The organism is Dyella kyungheensis (assembly GCF_049913195.1).
In the GTDB taxonomy this organism is placed as follows: domain Bacteria; phylum Pseudomonadota; class Gammaproteobacteria; order Xanthomonadales; family Rhodanobacteraceae; genus Dyella; species Dyella kyungheensis.
In genome coordinates this window covers 3980379-4000343 of record NZ_CP183983.1, presented here as the reverse complement: position 1 = coordinate 4000343, position 19965 = coordinate 3980379, and the positions used below count along the sequence as shown (strand labels likewise).

At 65.7% G+C, this 19965-nt stretch carries 23 protein-coding genes; all 23 read left to right on the top strand.

Translation table 11 applies throughout. The annotated features are described in order from the left end of the window. Positions 1 to 39 precede the first annotated feature (39 nt). Positions 40 to 1338, top strand: a complete 1299-nt coding sequence (locus ACN9MB_RS18155; protein WP_426269796.1) for a cobyrinate a,c-diamide synthase — start codon at positions 40 to 42, stop codon at positions 1336 to 1338. Beyond that, entirely contained in the window at positions 1335 to 2264 is a 930-nt protein-coding gene (cbiB, locus tag ACN9MB_RS18150; RefSeq protein WP_426269795.1) for an adenosylcobinamide-phosphate synthase CbiB, read from the top strand. Before ACN9MB_RS18155 ends, cbiB begins: the two co-directional genes overlap by 4 nt. After that, positions 2257 to 3255 (top strand): threonine-phosphate decarboxylase CobD, encoded by a 999-nt coding sequence (cobD, locus tag ACN9MB_RS18145; protein WP_426269794.1) that lies wholly within the window; start codon positions 2257 to 2259, stop codon positions 3253 to 3255. Before cbiB ends, cobD begins: the two co-directional genes overlap by 8 nt. Further along, positions 3252 to 4733 carry a cobyric acid synthase gene (locus ACN9MB_RS18140; protein WP_426269793.1) on the top strand — a complete coding sequence of 494 codons (1482 nt, stop codon included), beginning with the start codon at positions 3252 to 3254 and terminating at the stop codon, positions 4731 to 4733. Before cobD ends, ACN9MB_RS18140 begins: the two co-directional genes overlap by 4 nt. Further along, positions 4721 to 5242 carry a bifunctional adenosylcobinamide kinase/adenosylcobinamide-phosphate guanylyltransferase gene (cobU, locus tag ACN9MB_RS18135; protein WP_426269792.1) on the top strand — a complete coding sequence of 174 codons (522 nt, stop codon included), beginning with the start codon at positions 4721 to 4723 and terminating at the stop codon, positions 5240 to 5242. The genes ACN9MB_RS18140 and cobU overlap by 13 nt, the downstream gene beginning before the upstream one ends. After that, complete coding sequence (cobT, locus tag ACN9MB_RS18130; protein WP_426269791.1) at positions 5239 to 6285, top strand: nicotinate-nucleotide--dimethylbenzimidazole phosphoribosyltransferase; 1047 nt, start codon at positions 5239 to 5241, stop codon at positions 6283 to 6285. Before cobU ends, cobT begins: the two co-directional genes overlap by 4 nt. Then, positions 6282 to 6860: a histidine phosphatase family protein gene (locus ACN9MB_RS18125; RefSeq protein ID WP_204637057.1), complete on the top strand. Its 579-nt coding sequence runs from the start codon at positions 6282 to 6284 to the stop codon at positions 6858 to 6860. Before cobT ends, ACN9MB_RS18125 begins: the two co-directional genes overlap by 4 nt. Continuing rightward, complete coding sequence (locus tag ACN9MB_RS18120; RefSeq protein ID WP_426271944.1) at positions 6857 to 7576, top strand: adenosylcobinamide-GDP ribazoletransferase; 720 nt, start codon at positions 6857 to 6859, stop codon at positions 7574 to 7576. Before ACN9MB_RS18125 ends, ACN9MB_RS18120 begins: the two co-directional genes overlap by 4 nt. Positions 7577 to 7657: 81 nt before the next feature. Next, positions 7658 to 7942 (top strand): type II toxin-antitoxin system HigB family toxin, encoded by a 285-nt coding sequence (locus tag ACN9MB_RS18115; protein WP_426269790.1) that lies wholly within the window; start codon positions 7658 to 7660, stop codon positions 7940 to 7942. Beyond that, positions 7939 to 8349, top strand: coding sequence for a helix-turn-helix domain-containing protein (locus ACN9MB_RS18110; RefSeq protein ID WP_204637055.1), 411 nt, complete (start codon positions 7939 to 7941; stop codon positions 8347 to 8349). The genes ACN9MB_RS18115 and ACN9MB_RS18110 overlap by 4 nt, the downstream gene beginning before the upstream one ends. A gap of 200 nt (positions 8350 to 8549) precedes the next feature. Beyond that, positions 8550 to 8852, top strand: coding sequence for an FmdB family zinc ribbon protein (locus tag ACN9MB_RS18105; RefSeq protein ID WP_204637054.1), 303 nt, complete (start codon positions 8550 to 8552; stop codon positions 8850 to 8852). A 126-nt stretch (positions 8853 to 8978) separates the two neighbouring features. Next, positions 8979 to 9542, top strand: coding sequence for a DUF3011 domain-containing protein (locus ACN9MB_RS18100; protein WP_426269789.1), 564 nt, complete (start codon positions 8979 to 8981; stop codon positions 9540 to 9542). A 131-nt stretch (positions 9543 to 9673) separates the two neighbouring features. Further along, positions 9674 to 11446: an aspartate--tRNA ligase gene (gene aspS / locus ACN9MB_RS18095; RefSeq protein ID WP_204637053.1), complete on the top strand. Its 1773-nt coding sequence runs from the start codon at positions 9674 to 9676 to the stop codon at positions 11444 to 11446. 304 nt (positions 11447 to 11750) lie between these two features. After that, positions 11751 to 12398 (top strand): esterase/lipase family protein, encoded by a 648-nt coding sequence (locus tag ACN9MB_RS18090; RefSeq protein WP_204637052.1) that lies wholly within the window; start codon positions 11751 to 11753, stop codon positions 12396 to 12398. A 99-nt stretch (positions 12399 to 12497) separates the two neighbouring features. Beyond that, a complete protein-coding gene (locus ACN9MB_RS18085; RefSeq protein ID WP_204637051.1) occupies positions 12498 to 13232 on the top strand; it encodes a YebC/PmpR family DNA-binding transcriptional regulator in 735 nt (244 codons plus the stop codon). Positions 13233 to 13270: 38 nt separating this feature from the next. After that, positions 13271 to 13789 (top strand): crossover junction endodeoxyribonuclease RuvC, encoded by a 519-nt coding sequence (gene ruvC / locus ACN9MB_RS18080; protein WP_426269788.1) that lies wholly within the window; start codon positions 13271 to 13273, stop codon positions 13787 to 13789. Further along, positions 13786 to 14385 carry a Holliday junction branch migration protein RuvA gene (ruvA, locus tag ACN9MB_RS18075; RefSeq protein ID WP_204637047.1) on the top strand — a complete coding sequence of 200 codons (600 nt, stop codon included), beginning with the start codon at positions 13786 to 13788 and terminating at the stop codon, positions 14383 to 14385. The genes ruvC and ruvA overlap by 4 nt, the downstream gene beginning before the upstream one ends. A 54-nt stretch (positions 14386 to 14439) precedes the next feature. Next, positions 14440 to 16290, top strand: coding sequence for a potassium transporter Kup (locus ACN9MB_RS18070; protein ID WP_204637372.1), 1851 nt, complete (start codon positions 14440 to 14442; stop codon positions 16288 to 16290). A 97-nt stretch (positions 16291 to 16387) separates the two neighbouring features. Next, complete coding sequence (gene ruvB, locus ACN9MB_RS18065) at positions 16388 to 17437, top strand: Holliday junction branch migration DNA helicase RuvB (protein WP_204637046.1); 1050 nt, start codon at positions 16388 to 16390, stop codon at positions 17435 to 17437. Then, on the top strand, positions 17430 to 17858 hold the full coding sequence (gene ybgC / locus ACN9MB_RS18060) for a tol-pal system-associated acyl-CoA thioesterase (RefSeq protein WP_426269787.1): 429 nt from the start codon (positions 17430 to 17432) through the stop codon (positions 17856 to 17858). Before ruvB ends, ybgC begins: the two co-directional genes overlap by 8 nt. Before the next feature lie 33 nt (positions 17859 to 17891). Next, a complete protein-coding gene (gene tolQ / locus ACN9MB_RS18055) occupies positions 17892 to 18578 on the top strand; it encodes a protein TolQ (protein ID WP_204637043.1) in 687 nt (228 codons plus the stop codon). A 10-nt stretch (positions 18579 to 18588) separates the two neighbouring features. Continuing rightward, the gene (gene tolR, locus ACN9MB_RS18050; protein ID WP_204637042.1) at positions 18589 to 19026 is read left to right on the top strand and encodes a protein TolR; all 438 of its coding nucleotides are present in this window, start codon (positions 18589 to 18591) and stop codon (positions 19024 to 19026) included. Continuing rightward, positions 19023 to 19964, top strand: coding sequence for a cell envelope integrity protein TolA (locus tag ACN9MB_RS18045; protein ID WP_426269786.1), 942 nt, complete (start codon positions 19023 to 19025; stop codon positions 19962 to 19964). Before tolR ends, ACN9MB_RS18045 begins: the two co-directional genes overlap by 4 nt. The last annotated feature ends 1 nt before the right edge of the window (position 19965 follow it).

Below are 19965 nucleotides of genomic sequence, written 5' to 3'. Positions count from 1 at the left end.
TCCCTGCTGAAGCATGCGAGTGAACGACCGGAGTCGGCGATGAGCGATACGAACACATCCTGTCCCGCGCTGCTGATCTCGGCACCCGCATCGGGACAAGGCAAGACCTCGGTGACCGCTGCGCTGGCGCGCTGGCATGTGCGCCAGGGCCGGCGTGTGCGCGTGTTCAAGACCGGCCCCGACTTTCTCGATCCGATGGTGCTGGAGCGCGCCAGCGGCGCGCCCGTGTACCAGCTCGATCTATGGATGAACGGCGAGGACGACGTGCGCGCGCGCTTGCATGAAGCGGCCGGCGACGCGGATCTTTTGCTGATCGAAGGCGTGATGGGGCTGTTCGATGGCGGGCTGTCGAGCGCCGACCTGGCGCAACGTTTTGGCCTGCCGGTGCTGGCCGTGATCGACGGCTCGGCGATGGCGCAGACGTTCGGTGCCCTGGCCTTGGGTCTGGCCAACTATCGCGAAGGGCTCCTTGTGCATGGCGTTGCCGCCAATCGTGTGGGCAGCGCGTATCACGCGCAATTGCTCGCAGGCAGTGTGCCGTCCCATCTGCATTGGCTGGGTGCGTTGCCGCGCGATCCGTCGCTGGCATTGCCCGAGCGGCATCTGGGCCTGGTGGCGGCCGGCGAACTGGGCGATATCGATGCGCGGCTGGACGCGTTGGCGGACGCCTGGGCAACCCATGCTTCCGCCGAGCTTCCCACGCCCGTGGCCTTTCCTGCGGCATCGCGCGCTTCGGTACCGGCCACGCTGCACGGTTGCCGCATCGCCATCGCCCGCGATGCGGCCTTCTGCTTTCTGTATCCGGCCAACCTCGATCTGTTGCGCGAGGCGGGCGCCGAGTTGCGCTTCTTCTCGCCGCTGGCCGGTGAGCCGCTGCCGGAGTGCGACGCCGCGTGGCTGCCGGGCGGCTATCCGGAATTGCATCTGCCGGCGCTCGCCGCGAACGATGCGCTGCGCCATGCCTTGCACGATCACGTGAATGCGCGCCGGCCCTTGCTCGCCGAATGCGGCGGCATGCTCTACGCGCTGGACTCCCTTGCCGGAACCGATGGCGTCGCTTTTCCCATGGCGGGTCTGTTGCGCGGCCATGCAGCGATGCAGGCGCGGCTGGGTGGATTGGGCATGCAGTCGATCGGCCTGCCCGAAGGTGAGTTGCGCGGCCACACCTTCCACTACGCTCTTGCGCAGATCGGCGAGGCGCCACTGGCCATGGCGACGAATCCGGATGGCGGTCCCAGCCGGGAGGGCGTGTACCGGCGCGAACGCTTCACCGCGAGCTTCATGCACCTGTACTTTCCCTCGAATCCAACCGCTGCAGTGGCGTTGTTCCAGTCATGACGACGGCCCTGGCCATGGTCGCAGCGGTGCTGCTGGATGCGTGGCTGGGCGAGCCGCGGCGGTTCCATCCCTTGGTGGCGTTTGGACGTCTGGCGAGTTTCGTCGAATCGCGCCTTTATCGCGACCGTCGCTCGTCGGGTATCGCATCGTGGTGCGCGGTCGTGCTGCCCGTCGTGTTCGCTGCCTGGGCGTTCGGCGCATGGCTCATGCATGTCGCGCCGTGGCTGTGGTTCGTCTATCAGGCTGTAGTGCTTTATCTGGTGATCGGTCTGCGCAGCTTGAGCGATCACGCTATGCCAGTAGCTCGCGCACTCGAAGCGGGCGATATCCTCGGTGCGCGAACGGCCGTTGGGCGCATGGTGAGTCGCGACACGGTGTCGCTGGACGACGTGCAGGTCGCCGCCGCGGCGACCGAATCGGTGCTGGAGAACGGCAACGATGCCGTGTTCGGCGCGCTGTTCTGGTTCGCCGTGCTGGGTGTGCCAGGCGCCGTGTTGTACCGGCTGGCCAATACGCTGGACGCCATGTGGGGTTATCGCAACGCGCGCTATGAACGCTTCGGCTGGGCGGCGGCGCGCTTCGATGACGTACTCAACTTCCTGCCGGCGCGCTTGACCGCGCTCAGCTATGGATTGCTGGGCGATGCGGCGCGCGCATGGCGTTGTTGGCGCGTACAGGCGCCGCAATGGGACAGCCCCAATGCAGGTCCGGTGATGGCTGCCGGTGCCGGCGCGCTGGGCGTGTGCCTTGGCGGTGCCGCGCCTTACGACGGCGTGTGGGAACCCCGGCCAGCACTGGGCGAAGGCGATCCCGCCGATGCGCGTTCCATCGTGCGCGCGCTGCAGCTGGTTCGTCGCGGCGTGATGTTGTGGCTGGCAGTGATGGTTGTGCTTGGCATCGTCCGTTGGGGAGCCTCGCATGCTTGAGCACGGCGGGCGCCTGCTGCGGGCGGCGCAGACCTATGGCATGGCGCCCGATGCATGGCTGGATCTTTCCACCGGCATCAGTCCGTTCGGATGGCCGGTGCCGCCGATTCCTGCGTCGGTGTGGCAGCGACTCCCGGAAGATGACGATGGTCTGATCGAAGTTGCCTGTGCGTATTACGGAGCGAAGCATCTGTTGCCCGTGGCCGGATCGCAGGCTGCCATCCAGGCGCTGCCCGCGCTGCGGCAAGCTTCACGCATTGGCGTGATCGCTCCCGGATACAACGAGCACGCGCATGCATGGCGTCGCGCAGGGCACATGGTCGAAACGCTGCCGGGGACCGTGTTGCTCGCGGAAGCCTCGCGCTTCGACGTGATCGTGCTGATCCATCCGAACAATCCCGCGGGCGATCGTTTCGAGCGCGCAGCTTTGTTGGCCTGTCACGCGTCGCTCGCCGCACGCGGCGGCTGGCTGCTGGTCGACGAAGCCTTCATGGATGCCACGCCGGACGACAGCCTGTGCTGTGAAGCCCATCGCGAGGGACTGATCGTGCTCCGCTCGGTCGGCAAATTCTTCGGGTTGGCGGGCGCGCGCGCCGGATTTGTCGCGGCGCATCCCACACTGCTCGAACGACTACGCGAACAGCTCGGGCCGTGGACATTGAACGGGCCGGCACGTCATGTGCTCACGCAGGCGCTGGCCGATCGCGTGTGGCAGTCGAGCGCGCGCGAGTGGCTGCACGCAGCGAGCGACAGCCTCGCGGCCGTATTGTCACGCCATGGCTTGTTACCTACTGGGGGCAGCGCCTTCTTCCAATGGTGGCAGGACGCACGCGCCGAGCACGTGCACGTGGCATTGGCGAAGCAGGGCATCCTGACCCGGCTATTCGATGCGCCCGCCAGCCTGCGTTTCGGCTTGCCCGCCGATGCGTCTGCGTTGCAGCGACTCGACCGCGCGCTCGGCACGTTGAACTTCAAGGAATCATCGCCATGACCGCCAGCGTACTGATGGTGCAGGGCTGCACCTCCGATGCAGGCAAGAGCACGCTGGTCGCCGGGTTGTGCCGTTGGGCGTATCGACGTGGCATGTCGGTGGCGCCGTTCAAGCCGCAGAACATGGCGCTCAATTCCGCGGTCACCGTGGACGGCGGCGAGATCGGCCGGGCGCAGGCGGTGCAGGCGCAAGCCGCCGGCCTGTTGCCGCACACCGACTTCAACCCGGTCTTGCTCAAGCCCAACAGCGACATCGGCGCGCAGGTGATCGTGCACGGGCATCCGGTGGCGAACATGGACGCGCGCCACTACCACGACTACAAGCGCATCGCGATGGATGCCGTACTCGCCTCGCATCACCGTCTGGCCAACCGCTACGACGCCGTGATCGTCGAAGGCGCGGGCAGTCCGGCCGAGATCAACCTGCGCGATCGCGACATCGCCAACATGGGTTATGCCGAAGCCGTCGACTGCCCGGTGATCCTGATCGCCGACATCGATCGCGGGGGCGTGTTCGCGCACCTCGTCGGCACCCTGGCACTGCTTTCGGAAAGCGAGCGGGCACGCGTCGTCGGTTTCGTCATCAATCGTTTTCGCGGCGACATGGCGCTGCTGCAGCCCGGGCTGGACTGGCTGGAACGCGAAACAGGCAAGCCGGTGCTTGGTGTATTGCCCTATCTCCACGGGCTGCAGTTGGAAGCGGAGGATGCCTTGCCCCGCGCGACGGCCCGCAAGCAGGCCGCGCGCCTGCGGGTGCTGGTGCCGGCATTGCCGCGCATCAGCAACCACACCGACTTCGACGCCTTGAGCGCCCATGCGGAGGTGGACTTTCGTTTCATCGGCCCGGACGAAACCCATCCTCCCGCGGATCTGATCGTCCTGCCCGGCTCCAAATCCACCCGCGCGGACCTCGCCTGGCTGCGCGCCCAGGGCTGGAACGAAACCATCACACGGCATCTACGCTACGGGGGGAAAGTGATCGGTATCTGCGGCGGCTTCCAGATGCTGGGGCGGTTCGTGCATGATCCTCAGGGCATCGAGAGCGAGCCGGGCTCGAGCGCTGGACTGGGCTGGTTGCAGATGGAGACCACGCTGGAGGCGCGCAAGCAGTTGCGCCGCGTGGAGGGGAAACTGGTCCTGGGGGATGCGCGGGTGAGCGGCTATGAAATCCACTGCGGCGTCAGTCGCGGTGCAGCACTGGGGCAACCGGCCAGCTGGCTCGGTACGGGCGAGCCGGACGGCGCGCTGACGCCGGACGGGCAGATCCTCGGCACCTATCTGCACGGCCTGTTCGACGAACCGCAGGCGCTCGCCGCATTGCTGGGCTGGGCCGGTTTGCGCGATGCCGCGCCGCTGGACATGCATGCCTTGCGCGAAGCGAGCATCGATCGCCTGGCCGACGCGGTCGAAGCGCATCTCGATATTTCCGCCTTGCAGCGTTTGCTGCAACCCAGGGAGCGCACGCCATGCGCACCTTGATCCTGGGCGGCGCGCGCTCCGGCAAGAGCGCGCTGGCCGAACGACTGGCGACCGAATCCGGCCACGAGGTGGTCTACATCGCCACCGCGCAGGCGCATGACGAAGAGATGGCTGCACGCATTGCGCATCATCGCGCGCAGCGTCCGCCTCACTGGCTCAGCGTCGAAGAACCGCTGGCACTCGCCGATGCACTGCAGACGCATGCGCGGCCCGGCCGCTGCGTGCTGGTCGACTGCCTCACGCTCTGGCTCAGCAATTTGCTGGGCCATCCCGATAGCGAACATTTCAAGCGCGAACGCGACGCGCTCCTGCACCTGCTGCCTTCGTTGAAGGGGCAGGTGTTGCTGGTCAGCAACGAAGTCGGCCTGGGCGTGGTGCCCATGGGCGAGCTGACGCGGCGATTCGTGGATGAAGCCGGACGGCTGCACCAGTTGCTCGCGGCGCAATGCGAGCGGGTGGTGCTGGTGGTCGCCGGTTTGCCGATGCCTCTCAAAGGAAGCCTTACATGAGCCAAGACTGGCTGACCGAACCCTGCTTCGCCATCGACGAAGAGAGCCGCCAGCGTGCGCTCGATCATCAGGCGCAGCTGACCAAGCCGCCGGGCTCGCTGGGCACGCTGGAAACGCTGGCCGTGCGGCTGGCCGGCATGCAGCACGTGGCGATGCCCACGCTGCAGTCCGTGTGGATCAGTATTTTTGCGGGCGACCACGGCGTGGCCGCCGAAGGCGTGTCGGCGTTTCCGCAGGTCGTCACCGGCGAGATGATCCGCAACTTCGCCAACGGCGGCGCGGCCATCAGCGTGCTGGCGCGCAGTCTCGGCGCGATGCTGGAAGTGGTGAACCTGGGCACGGTGAACGATCCGGGCGAACTGCCCAACGTGCGTCGCGCCATCATCGCGCCGCAGACCGGCAATTTCTGCGAGCGACCGGCGATGAGCGCCGTGCAACTGGAACTGGCCTTGCGCGCCGGTGCCGACAGCGCGCAGGCAGCGCAAGACGCCGGCGCGAAGCTGTTCATCGGTGGCGAGATGGGCATCGCCAACACCACCTCCGCTGCCGCGCTCGCCTGCGGTCTCCTGCGCGAATCGCCCAGTGCGCTGGCCGGTGCAGGCACCGGCCTGGACGCAGCGGGCATCCAGCACAAGGTCGCAGTGATCGAACGCGCGCTGGCGTTGTATCCGGCCGATGACGATGCGTTGTCGTGGTTGGGTCGCGTCGGCGGCTTCGAGATTGCCGCCTTGTGCGGTGCGTATATCGGCGCGGCGCAGCGCGGTATTCCAGTGCTGGTCGACGGCTTCATCACCACGGCGGCGGCGCTGGCGGCGGTGCGCATCCATCCGGCGTGCCGCCAGTGGATGTTCTTCGCGCATCGTTCGCAGGAGCGCGGTCATGCGCGCCTGCTGTCCGTGCTGGAGGCCGATCCGCTGCTCGATCTGGGCTTGCGCCTGGGCGAGGGTAGCGGTGCGGCCACCGCTGTTCCGCTGATGCGACTGGCCTGCGAGCTGCACTCGCGCATGGCGACCTTCGCGCAGGCGGGAGTGAGCAGCGCATGACCGGCAAGCACGTTGGCATCGATCTGTTGCGCCACGGCGATACCGGGCAGCGCAGCTATCGCGGCCAACTCGACGATGCGCTCAGCCCACTGGGTTGGAGCCAGTTGCGCGCGGCGATTTTCGGCCGCAGCTGGGATGCCATCGTCAGCTCGCCGCTGCGTCGTTGCGCGGAGTTCGCGCAGGACTTGGCGCGCGCGCGGCGCGTGCCGATGCGCCTCGATCCGCGGCTGGCGGAATACCACTTCGGCCAATGGCAGGGCGTGCCGATCGAAACCCTGGCCCAGGAGCAGGGTGACGCGCTGGCCAACTTCTGGAGAGATCCGGTCGCCCATCCGCCACCGGGTGCCGAATCCTTTGCCGGTTTTCGCGAGCGTCTTTGCGCTGCCTTGAACGATGTCGGCGAAGCGGCGGAAACCCAGCGCGTGCTGGTGGTGACGCATGGCGGGGCGATCCGCCTGCTGCGTTGCGAAGCGGAAGGCCGCGACTTCGGCGAGATGGCGAATATCGAGGTGCCGCACGCATCGCTGCATGCGTTGCAGTGGGTGCCCCCCACCGGCACGCGGGCCAAGGCCTGATGCGCGGATTGTTTGCCGCCATCGGCTTTCTCACCCGTATACCGGTGCCGGCGCGGGTGTTCGCTGGCGCGTCGTCGCCGTCGGCGCAGCTGGCTTGGTATCCCGCCGTGGGCTTGTTGATCGGCGGCCTGCTGTGGTGCCTTGGCTGGTTGCTGTCCGGCGCGGAGCCCATGCTCGCGGCGGGACTGTTGCTGGTGGCGTGGGTAGCGCTCACGGGTGCGCTGCACCTGGACGGCCTGGCCGATAGCGCGGATGCCTGGGTGGGTGGCCTGGGCGATCGCGAACGCACCCTCAACATCATGAAGGATCCGCGCAGCGGACCCATTGGCGTCACGGCGATCGTGCTGGTGCTGCTGTTGAAGTTCGTGGCGCTGGCAAGCGTGCCGCAGCCGTCGGCGATGCTGTGGCTGGCGCCCTTGCTGGGACGCGCACTGCTCACGACGGCGTTCATGACCACGCCCTATGTGCGCAGCGGCGGACTGGGCAGCGCCCTGGTGGGCGAATCGCGCATCGCTTGCGGCATGGCGCTGCTGCTCACCGCGATCGCCGCGCTGTTCGCCGGCTGGCACGGCTTGCGGGCCATCGTGGTGGCCGCGCTGGTCTTCGCCTGCTGGCGCTGGTCCTGCATGCGCCGGCTTGGCGGCATGACCGGCGATACCTGCGGCGCCTTGACCGAACTCACCGAGGCGGCCGTGCTGGTGGCGCTGGCGCTCTAGTTTCGGAAGATATAACGGATTGCTATTGACAATATCGCAATTTGCGATATTTTTGTCCCGAACTCTCAGGGATGAGCTGCTGTGCGAGTGATATCAAACAAGCGGCTGGCCGTGTTTGGAGCGGCTCATCCCGATGCCGATGGCCCGCTGCAGATCTGGCGGAAGCTGATGGAAGGCAATCAGTTCTACAGCTTTCACGATCTTCGCCGGACGTTCGGATCGATGGATATCTACGAAGAGAAGTACATCTTCGATATCCGCGGGAATCACTATCGCATCGTCACTGGCATCAGCTTCAGCCAGCAGACCTGCTACATCAAGCACGTGCTGACCCACGCCGAGTACAACAAAGGAAAATGGAAATGAGCGCGCTTGCTCTTGCCACCCTTGCCGAAGCCTGGGAGACCTTTCAGGAGGTCACTTGCGTGCGCCACATCGCCAGTGAACAAGACTACGACGAGGCAACCCGGATCGCCGATGCCCTGCTCGAAGAAGGCGCCATGGATGAGGCGCACCCGCAGCATTCGTTGTTCATGACGGTGAGCGACCTGATCTATGCCTACGACCAGGCGCACTACCCGCAGCCTCATGTGCGCGGTGTCGACGTCGTGCGCTTCCTGATGGATCAACACCATCTCACGCAGAATCAGCTGCCGGAGATCGGTCGCCAGAGTGTCGTGTCCGAGATTCTGGCCGGTAAGCGCAGCTTGACGGTGGAGCACATTCGAAACCTCTCCGAGCGCTTCTCGGTGAACCCCGGAGTGTTCTTCTAGGCGTGCAGCCTGGAACCTGAGAAAGCGAGCGCGGGCCGAGATTCTTCACTGCGCTTCCGGCCTCGCATCCTTGCTGCCGGGTGCACTGCAGCCGGTCGCACTATCATTGAATTCGCGCCGTTCGCCTCGATAATGGCCGATTGTCGCCGCCCGCGGCCGGAGCCTGATGCCGGCGCGGCGGCTGATCCTGTGGAGTGTCCATGCCTATCTACGAATTCGAATGCAGCAGCTGCGGCCACCGGTTTGACCGCCTGCAGAAGATCTCCGACCCCGATCCGTCGGTGTGCCCGGCCTGCGACGTGGCTGAAGTGAAGCGTCGCCTGAGCGCACCGGGCTTTCGCCTGGCCGGTAGCGGTTGGTACGAAACCGACTTCAAGAAAGACGGCGACAAGAAGCGCAACCTGGCCGGCGACAGCGGGGCTCAGTCGACCTCGTCGAGCTCCGCCGGAACCAGCGCATCGACAGCTTCCAGCGGGTCGTCGGGTTCGTCCGGCGAGAGCTGACGGGCCGGCCGTCTGAACGCCGGATAGCCGGCCGGCAGGTTTCTACGAAACAGTCGCAAGATATTCAATTCCGGTTGAAGATATCCCCACTAGCGTGACAAGCCGTCACATGAAGGAGTGGGGTCGATGTTCCGGATACGAACTGGCTTGATGGGTGTGGCGACGGGCCTTGTGGCCGGCCTTTTGTGGATGTCCGCTCCGGTCGCCCAGGCGCAGGGGCGCGACCAGGTGCGCTGCGGCAGCGACGATGGCCGCTTTACGCGTTGCCAGGTGCCGTGGCGCGATGCCGAAATGATCCGGCAGGAATCGAACAGCCCGTGCATCCGCGGGCAGACCTGGGGCGTCGATCGCGGTGGCCTGTGGGTGGATCGCGGCTGCCGCGGGCAGTTCGTCGAAATGGGACGCGGAGGCGGTGGCTATTACCCGCCGCCGGGTTATCGACCGCCGCCGGATCAAGGGGGCTGGCGCCCGGGTCCCGACTGGGATCGCGAGATCCGCCTGCAGTGCGAAAGCAACGACAAGCAGTACCACTTCTGCCAGGTGGACGTGGGCGCGCGCGGCAATGCCGTGTTGGTGCGACAGTTGTCAGGATCGGCCTGCCAGCAGGGTTACAGCTGGGGCTGGAATCGCGCCGGCGTGTGGGTTTCCAAGGGCTGCCGCGGCCTGTTCTCGGTCAATCGCCGCTGGTAATCGGGTGAAACACGGGCCTGGGCGCGGTCTTCGGGCCGCGCCCGGCGTCCGCCGCCGGGGCTGCCGGTGTTAACATTCCGGGTCTACTTGTCCACGCATCACGCCGCTAGTCGGCCCGGAGTTCCAAGCGCATGCGCACGCATTTTTGCGGCCTCATCGATGAGGCACTGGTCGGCCAGACCGTCACCCTGTGTGGTTGGGTCAACACCCTTCGCCTGCAGAGCCACGTGGCTTTCGTCGACCTGCGCGACCACGAGGGCCTGGCCCAGGTGGTGATCGAGCGCGAGAACGCCGAGGCGTTCGCGGTGGCCAACGAGATCGGCAACGAATACTGCCTGCGCGTCACCGGCACCATCCGCAAGCGCCTGTCGGTCAACGACAAGCTGCGCACCGGCACGGTGGAGCTGCTGGCCGACACGGTCGAGATCCTCAATGCCGCGAAGGATCTGCCGTTCGCGATGCACGAGAATCCGAACGAAGACATGCGGATGACCTACCGCTATCTCGACCTGCGCCGCCCCGACATGCAGAAGATGATGCGCCGTCGCATCAAGCTGGTGCAGTCGCTGCGCCGCTATCTGGATGCGGCCGGTTTCCAGGACATCGAAACGCCGATCCTGACCAAGGCCACGCCCGAAGGCGCGCGCGACTACCTGGTGCCCAGCCGCGTGCATCCGGGCCAGTTCTACGCGCTGCCGCAGTCGCCGCAGCTGTTCAAGCAGATCCTGATGATGGCCGGTTTCGACCGCTACTATCAGATCGCCCGTTGCTTCCGTGACGAAGACCTGCGCGCCGATCGCCAGCCGGAATTCACCCAGCTCGACCTCGAATTCGCCTTCGTCGAAGAGAAGGACGTGCAGGATTTCGTCGAGGAACTGATCCGCCACGTGTTCAAGGAAGTGGTGAACGTCGAGCTCGACGCGGTCTTCCCGCGCATGACCTGGGCCGAGGCGATGCGTCGCTTCGGTTCGGACAAGCCGGACCTGCGCATTGCGCTGGAACTGGTCGACATCGCCGACGCGGTCAAGCACGTGGAGTTCAAGGTGTTCGCCGAACCGGCCAACGCCGACAACGGTCGCGTGGCCGCGTTGCGCGTGCCGGGCGGCGCCAGCTTCACCCGCAAGGAAATCGACCAGCTGACCGAATACGTGGCCAAGTACGGCGCCAAGGGCCTGGCCTGGTTGCGCGTGGACGATCTGTCCAAGGGCCGCGACGGCATCAATTCGCCGGTGGCCAAGTTCCTCGACGACAAGGCGCTGGAAGGCGTGCTCAAGCTCACCGGTGCCGAGAGCGGCGACATGGTGTTCTTCGGCGCGGGCGCGTGGAAGGCAGTCACCGATTTCATGGGCGCGCTGCGCCTGAAGGTCGGCAAGGATCGCGGCCTGGTCGAAAACAGCTGGAAGCCGCTGTGGGTCACCGACTTCCCGATGTTCGAATACGACGAGGAAGAGAAGCGCTTCGTCGCCCTGCATCATCCGTTCACGGCGCCGAAGGTGGACGACATCGCCGAGTTGCGCGCGAACGCGTCCAACGCGGTGAGCCGCGGTTACGACATGGTGCTCAACGGCGCCGAGATTGGCGGCGGTTCCATCCGTATCCATCGCCCGGACATGCAGAGCACCGTGTTCGACCTGCTCGGCATCACCCCGGAAGAGGCCGAGATGAAGTTCGGCTTCCTGCTCAAGGCGCTGAAGTTCGGCGCGCCGCCGCACGGCGGCCTGGCCTTCGGTATCGACCGCATCGCAGCGCTTATGGCGGGCACGGAATCGATCCGCGACGTGATCGCCTTCCCCAAGACCACCAGCGCGCAGGACTTGATGACCGACGCACCGTCGCCGGTCGGCGAGTCGCAGCTCAAGGAGCTGCACGTGAAGGTGGCGGCGGAGGCGAAGACGGCTGGGTAAGAAAGCGCCCGGTTCGTTCGCTCGTCATTCCGGCGCAGGCCGGAATCCAGTGGCGAACGAGCAGGGCTTTCGCGTCGAGCCCCAAAAGCATGCGTGGCCACGAAAGGCGCCCACTGGCCCCCTGGATTCCGGCCTGCGCCGGAATGATGGGCAGCAGATCGCATGCTCAAGCGTCGCCACGCGAAGGCATCCGCGCACTGCGTCGCGGCCCGGTCGCAACTTTTTATGCACAATGGACTCTTCAGGATGACCGGGCTGCAAAAGCCCGGTGGTTCCCGTCGTCGATGAATGTCCCTTACGCGCCATGACCGATCACGTCATTCTCCTGCACGGCCTCTGGATGCGCGGTTTCGCGCTCTTGCTGCTGCATCGGCGAATGATGGAGGCGGGTTTTCGCGTGCATCGTTTCGACTACATGAGCGTGGCCGCCTCGCAGCCGCGCATCCTCAACAGCCTGCAGGCACAGATCCACGAACTGGGACAGGACGCCCATCGGGTGCATCTGGTCGGGCACAGCCTGGGCGGTTTGCTGGCGCTGCAGGCCTGCGTGGACGTGGCCTTGCCGCCGGGGCGTGTGGTCTGTCTGGGCTCGCCGCTCAAGGGCAGCGCGGCGGCGCGTCGGTTTGCCGGCATGGGGCGGGGTGGCGAGGTGTTGCTCGGCCACAATCGCGAACTGCTGGAAAACGGCCTGGACCACTGGAACGGTGAGCGCGAGGTCGGCGTGATCGCCGGCAAGGTGTCGCTGGGCCTGGGCGCCATGATCGGCCAGTTCGACGGCGACAACGATGGCTGCGTGACGGTCGAGGAAACCTGCCTGCCGGGCATCGCCGACCATTGCGCCATCGAGACCAACCACACCGGCCTGCTGTTTTCGCAGGAGGCCGCGCGACAGGTCACCCAGTTCCTCCAGCAAGGCGCGTTCGACCACGCGGAGAGCTTGAACAGGCTCTGAGCCCGCCTGGCAACTCACTTTGAGTGCCGCTTGCCCGTCCGACACCGTGAAGCGATACAATTCGCGGCTTGTCCGTTCACCAGATTTGCAGGAAGTGCCATGGGTAGAGGCCCGTCCATCGAAGGTCGCAAGAACGCCGAAGACGCCAAGCGCGCCAAGGTGTTCACTAAGCTGATCCGCGAAATCACCGTGGCAACACGCGCCGGCGTCGCCGATCCGTCCGCCAATCCGCGCCTGCGCTCGGCGGTGGACAAGGCGTTGTCGGCCAACATGACCAAGGACACCATCGAGCGCGCGATCAAGCGCGGCTCGGGTGCCGACGGCGGCGCGGCGATGGAAGAGCTGCGCTACGAGGGCTACGGCCCGGCCGGCATCGCGCTGATCATCGACTGCTTCACCGACAACCCGACCCGCACCGTGGCCGACGTGCGCCACGCGCTGACCAAGCATGGCGGCAACCTGGGCACCTCCGGTTCCGTGGCATTCCAGTTCGCCCGCGTGGGTGAGCTGGTATTCGCCACCGGCGGCGATGAAGCCGCCGAGGAAAAAGTGCTGGAGGCCGCACTCGAAGCAGGCGCCGACGACGTGGTGAACGAGAACGGCGAAAGCACCGTGCTGTGCGCGCCGGAAAACTTCGAAGCCGTGCAGCAGGCGCTGGCCGCGGCCGGTCTGCACGCGGAGCACGCCGGCGTCGGCATGCGCCCGAGCAACCGCTTGCCGGTACCCGGCGAGGCGCTGGAGTCGCTGCTTGACCTGCTGGAGAAGCTCGACGGGCTCGACGACGTCAGCGAGGTCTCGCACAACGCCCTGCTGCCTGCCGAGGCCGCCGGCTAAGTACGCGGCTGTCACCGGCCCGCGGCGAGCCTTCGCCCATGACCCGCATCATCGGCATTGACCCGGGCAGCCAGCGCACCGGTGTCGGCATCATCGATGTCGACGCCAGCGGCAAGCTGTCCCATGTCTTCCATGGCGCGCTGGCGGTAGCTGGCGAGGCCACCTTTCCGCTGCGCCTGAAACGCATATTTGACGAGCTGTGTGCCATCATCGCCGCCCATCGCCCGGATGAGTGCGGGGTGGAGCGCGTGTTCATGGCGCGCAACCCGGATTCGGCATTGAAGCTGGGGCAGGCGAGGGGCGCCGCGATCTGCGCGGTGGTCAGCCAGGGGATCGCGGTGCACGAATACGCGGCGACAGAAGTAAAGCAGGCCGTGGTTGGCAGCGGCCGAGGCGACAAGACCCAGGTGCAGCACATGATCGGCGTCCTGCTCGGACTCAAAGGGCCCCTGCAGGCAGACGCGGCAGACGCGCTCGCTGTGGCGGTGACCCATGCACACACCCGTGCCAGCCTTGCGCGCGTGGGTATTCCCCGGACCGCCTGGAGGCGTCGATGATCGGTCGTTTGCGCGGCACCCTGGTGTCCAAGCAGCCGCCGTGGCTGATGGTGGAAGTGGGTGGCGTGGGTTATGAACTCGAAGCGCCCATGTCCACCATCTACGACCTGCCGCAAACCGGCAAGGAAGTCACCCTGCTCACGCACTACGCGGTGAAGGAAGACAGCGTGGCGCTGTACGGATTCATGCACGAATCCGAGCGCACCCTGTTCCGCAACCTGCAGAAAGTCAGCGGCATCGGCGCGAAGATCGCGCTGGCCGTGCTGTCGGGCGTATCCACCAACGATTTCGCCCGGCTGGTGCAAACGGGCGACGTGGTCGCGCTCACCAAGATTCCCGGCATCGGCAAGAAGACGGCCGAACGCATGGTGGTGGAGCTGCGCGATCGCGTGGACGGACTGGGCATCACGCTGCCCGGCACGCATGCCGCTCCGAACGGCGCGCCGCTCGATCCGGCGGGCGAAGCCACGGTGGCGCTGCAGCAACTGGGCTACAAGCCGGCGGAAGTGACCCGCCTGGTGCAAAAGGTGGCCGCCGAAGGCGATACCGCCGAATCGATCATCCGCAAGGCGCTGCGCGCCGCATTAGGGAGCTGATACGTGGGCCACGAAAGCACACAGGGCGACAGCGCGATCGATCTGCGCCGTCGCATGATGAAGCTTGCGCTGGGCGCCATTGGTGTCGTGTTCGGCGACATCGGTACCAGTCCGCTTTACACCATGAAGGAAACGCTGGGCACGCACGGCATGACGCCGACGCCCGGTGCCGTGCTGGGCGTGCTGTCGCTGATCTTCTGGTCGTTGATCATCGTGGTGTCGTTGAAATACGTGACCTTCGTGATGCGCGCCGACAACAAGGGCGAGGGCGGCATCATGGCGCTGATGGCGCTGGCCCAGCGCTCCATGAGCGGATCGGCGCGGGCGCGCTGGATCCTGGGCCTGATCGGCATCTTCGGCGCCGCGCTGTTCTACGGCGACGGCGTGATCACTCCCGCGATTTCCGTGCTCGGCGCGGTCGAGGGCCTGGAAGTGGCGGCGCCATCGCTGTCGCGTTTCGTGGTGATCATTGCGCTGGTGATCCTGGCCGGCATGTTCGCGCTGCAGCGCCACGGCACCGATGCGGTGGGCAAGGCGTTTGCGCCGGTGATGATCGTGTGGTTCGTGGTGCTGGCGGTGCTGGGCGTCAACCAGATCATGCAGCACCCGCAGGTGTTGTGGGCGTTGAGTCCGGTTTACGCCGTGCGTTTTTTCATCAGCCACGGCTACGCCTCGTTCATTGCGCTGGGCGGCGTGGTGCTGTCGCTGACAGGCGCCGAGGCGCTGTATGCCGACATGGGTCATTTCGGCAAGAAGCCGATCCGCCGCGCGTGGTTCTTCTTCGTGCTGCCGGCGTTGCTGCTGAACTACTTCGGCCAGGGCGTGCTGCTGCTGAACAATCCGGCGGCGATCGAGAGTCCGTTCTACCTGCTGGTGCCCGATAGCCTGCTCTATCCGATGATCGCGCTGGCCACCGCGGCAGCCGTGATCGCTTCGCAGGCGGTCATCTCCGGCGCGTTCTCGATGACCCGCGAAGCGATGTCGCTGGGTTATTCGATGCGCATGCCGGTGGTGCACACCTCGCGCGAAATGTCCGGGCAAATTTTTGTGCCGTGGGTCAATCGCATGTTGATGGTGCTGGTGTTCGGCGCCGTGCTGGGTTTCCGCAGTTCCGACAATCTCGGCGCCGCCTACGGCATTGCCGTGACCGGCACCATGACCATGACCACGCTGCTGGCCTTGGTGGTGGCGCGCCGTCACTGGCACTGGAACTGGGTCGTGCTCATTCCCGTGGGCATTCTGCTGCTGACGCTGGACCTGGCCTTCTTCGGTGCCAACGCGTTGAAGATCGCCCACGGCGGCTGGTTCCCGCTGGTGTTGGGCGTGTGGATCTTCATCGTGATGACGACCTGGCGCCGCGGTCGCGAGCTGGTGATCCGCGAGATCAAGCAAAGCGGACTGGCGCTGGAACCGTTCATCGAGAACATCAGCGAGCATCCGCCACTGCGCGTGCCGGGCACAGCGGTATTCCTCACCGCCAACCAGAACGCCGTGCCGCATGCGCTGTTGCACAACCTCAAGCACAACAAAGTGCTGCACGAGCGCAATGTGCTGCTGACGGTGGAAACGCTGGAAACGCCCACGGCCGATCCGGGCGAGCGCATCGAGATCACCGAGCTGGGCGGCGACTTCTACGGCTTGAGCCTGCGTTTCGGTTTTGCGGAAGATCCGAACATTCCCAGGGCGCTGTCCAAGTGCTCCAAGCTGGGCCTGCCGTTCGACATGATGGACACCACCTTCTTCCTGTCGCGCGAAACCATCGTCGCCGACGCCCGCCGGCCGGGCATGGCGCTGTGGCGGGACAAGTTGTTCGCCTTCATGGCGCGCAACGCACTGCCGGCCACCGCGTTCTTCCAGATACCGGGCAATCGTCTGATCGAACTGGGTGCCCAGGTCGAAATTTGACGAAAAGGGCGCTTCGGCGCCCTTTCCCATGCTGGGTGCCGGGTGAGCGGGCTTTTTTTCAAGCCTGCGTCACCCTGCTCTGCCATAATTTCGCCCCATGACCGAACACCGCATCGTTACCGCTGCCGCCCAGATGGACGACGAGGCCCTCGAGGCTTCCATCCGTCCCAAGCGACTGACCGAATACCTGGGCCAGCAGACGGTGCGCGAGCAACTGTCGATCTATATCGAGGCGGCCAAGAAGCGCGGTGGCGCGCTCGATCACGTGCTGATCTTCGGGCCGCCCGGCCTGGGCAAGACCACGCTGAGCCACGTGATCGCCAACGAGCTGGGCGTCAACCTGCGCTCCACCTCCGGCCCGGTGCTGGAGCGGGCAGGGGACCTGGCGGCGCTGTTGACCAACCTCGAGCCGCACGACGTGCTGTTCGTGGACGAGATCCATCGCCTCTCGCCGGTGGTCGAGGAAGTGCTCTACCCGGCGATGGAAGACTTCCAGATCGACATCATGATCGGCGAAGGCCCCGCGGCCCGCTCGATCAAGCTCGACCTGCCGCCGTTCACGCTGATCGGTGCCACCACCCGCGCCGGCCTGCTCACCGCGCCGCTGCGCGACCGCTTCGGCATCGTGCAGCGTTTGGAGTTCTATACGCCCGACGAGCTCACCGCCATCGTGCGGCGTTCGGCGCGCATCCTGGGCATTCCCTGCGAGCTGGAAGGCGCGCAGGAAATCGCCCGCCGCTCGCGCGGCACGCCGCGTATCGCCAACCGCCTGCTGCGTCGCGTGCGCGATTACGCGGAAGTGCGCGCGGCAGGTCAGATCACCCGCGATGCCGCCCGCGCCGCCACCGACATGCTCAAGATCGATGCCGAGGGTTTCGACGAGCTCGATCGCCGCCTGCTGACCATCATCATCGAGAATTTCGATGGCGGTCCGGTGGGGGTGGAATCGCTGGCCGCCGCGCTCAGCGAAGACCGCGGCACCCTCGAGGACGTGGTCGAGCCTTACCTGATCCAGCAGGGTTACCTGGTGCGCACCGCGCGGGGCCGCATGGCCAGCGCCAAGGGCTGGCGCCATCTGGGCCTGACCCCGCCGCCGCGTCCCTCGGTGTCCGCCGACCTCTTCACTGCCGACAATTCCGATGTCTGATACAAGCCAGCTCACCGCCACCGAGCCGTTCGAATGGCCGGTGCGCGTCTATTGGGAAGATACCGATGCGGGCGGGGTGGTCTACCACGCCAGCTACCTGCGTTTCATGGAACGTGCACGCAGCGAGTGGTTGCGTGCCCTGGGCATCAACCAGTCCGCCGTCAAGGAAAGCACCGGCCTGGCCTTCCTGGTGCGGGAAATGCAGATCGACTTCCTGCGCGCGGCCCTGCTGGATGATGAACTGGCGGTAAGCGTGGAAGTCAAAGAACGGCGGGCAGCCAGTATCCTTTTCGCCCAGACGATCCGCCGGGCGGACGGCGCGGAGCTGATCCGCGCAAAGGTACGCGTGGCGTGCGTCGATGTTCGCCGCATGCGTCCTGTACAAATTCCGGCCGACCTCATCCCCGGCCTTTCCCCTTAAATAAAAGTACGTGCGCTGGAGAACCCCCAAGCAATGAACGGTGGATTGAACATTTTCAAGTTGATCGCGGAAGCGAGCATCCTGGTGCAGGCCGTCATGCTGGTGCTGCTGGTGTTCTCCTTCCTCTCCTGGGTGATCATCATCCGCAAGCACGCACAGCTGAAGTCCGCGATGCAGGAGGCCGAGGGCTTCGAAGAGCGCTTCTGGTCCGGCGCCGACCTGGCCCAGCTGTTCCGCGAAGTGAGCAATCGCGGCGCCGAGAACGGCGGCATGGAAAACGTGTTCGAGTCGGGCTTCCGCGAATTCGTGCGCCAGCGCCAGCGCCGCGTGCATGACATGCGCGTGGTCATCGAAGGTTCCGAGCGCGCCATGCGCGTGGCCGGCACCCGCGAGATCGGCCGCCTGGAACGCAACCTGGAATTCCTCGCCAACGTGGGTTCGATCAGCCCGTACGTCGGCCTGTTCGGCACCGTCATCGGCATCATGGGCGCCTTCCAGGGCCTGGGTGAAATGAAGGATGTCACCATCGCCGTGGTGGCGCCGCACATCTCCGAAGCGCTGATCGCCACTGCCATGGGCCTGTTCGCCGCGATCCCGGCGGTGTGGGCGTACAACCGCTTCGCCAACAAGGTCGAGCGCGTGGCCTCGCGCTACGAAGTGTTCCAGGAAGAGTTCTCGTCGGTGCTGCAGCGTCAGATCCAGACCGACGAAGCGGCCTGAGGACTCGACGATGCGTAGCTCCGCGCGCCACAAGCGCTTCAAGCTCAAATCCGAGATCAACGTCGTTCCCTATATCGACGTGATGCTGGTGCTGCTGATCATCTTCATGGTCACCACGCCGATGCTCAATTCCAACGTCGACGTGAACCTGCCGCAGGCCAACGCCAAGTCGATGCAGGACAAGAAGGATCCGGTGATCATCGCGGTCGACCAGGGCGGCCAGCTGTACCTCACGCTGGGTGCCGAGAAGCATCAGCCGGTGGATGTGGCGACCATGAAGCTCAAGGTCGGCGCCTTCGTGAAGGCCAATCCGCAGGTCAGCGTGCTGGTCGCGGGCGATCGCGACGGCAAGTACGACGGCGTCTACCAGGTGCTGGCCGATCTGCAGCAGGCTGGCGTGGCCAAGGTGGGCCTGATGAGCGCACCGGAGTCGGGCGCCAAGAAATGAGGGCCGACTCCCCTAAGGGCACGTCCAAGGCGGTCGTCCTTTCCGCCATTCTCCATCTTGGCATCGTGGGCTTCCTGGCCTTCGCGGTGATTCCGTGCTCGTTCTACGAAGAAATGTTCGCCACGTTGAACCTGCCGGCCAGCTGGAATCCGATCACCTGCGCCAAGCCGGTGTCGCTGCAGGGTGAAATCATCGAGGCCGAGCTGGTGGGCATCACCGCTGCGCCGCCGCCGAAATCGGCCAAGGCCAAACCGGTGCCCGACACGGTGCCGCCGCCGCCCTCGATACCGCCGCCGCCGTCGGAAGAAACCCCCAAGATCAAGCAGCTGCCGCCTCCGCCGGAGCATCCGGACACCGTCGATCAGGAAAAGATCGTGGCCGATGCCGCCCAGAAGGCGGAAGACGCCAAGAAGGAACAGGAAGAGAAGCAGCGCCAGCGCGCCGCCGAATTGGACGCCCAGGCGGCCAAGCACAAGCAGGAAGAGCAGAAGAAGCTGGACGAGCTGTTCGCCAAGATGGACGCGGCCGACAACTCGCGCAAACAGGCGGAAAGCAGGGCCAAGCAGGCTCAGCAGCAGATGCAGGACCTCAAGAACGCCCAGGACAACGGGCGTGAGAACTTGCCGTATGCCGACCAGGCGCAGACCGCCAGCAACGGCAATGACGCCGATTTGAGGGCGCAATACCTCGCGGCGATTCAGAATACGCTCAAACAGAACTGGGTCGGGCCGGATAACATGCCCAATCAGCCGTGCCTGCTGCATATTGTGCAGCTGCAGGGCGGGCAGGTCGTCAGCGCGAAGGTCGACGCCAGTTGCCCGTTCGATGAAGCCGGGCGCAAGTCCGTCGAAGACGCCGCGATGAGGGCCAACCAGTTGCCCTTCAAGGGCTTCGAAAAGGTCTTCAGCCGCAACGTTGATATGTTCTTCAAGCCATAGG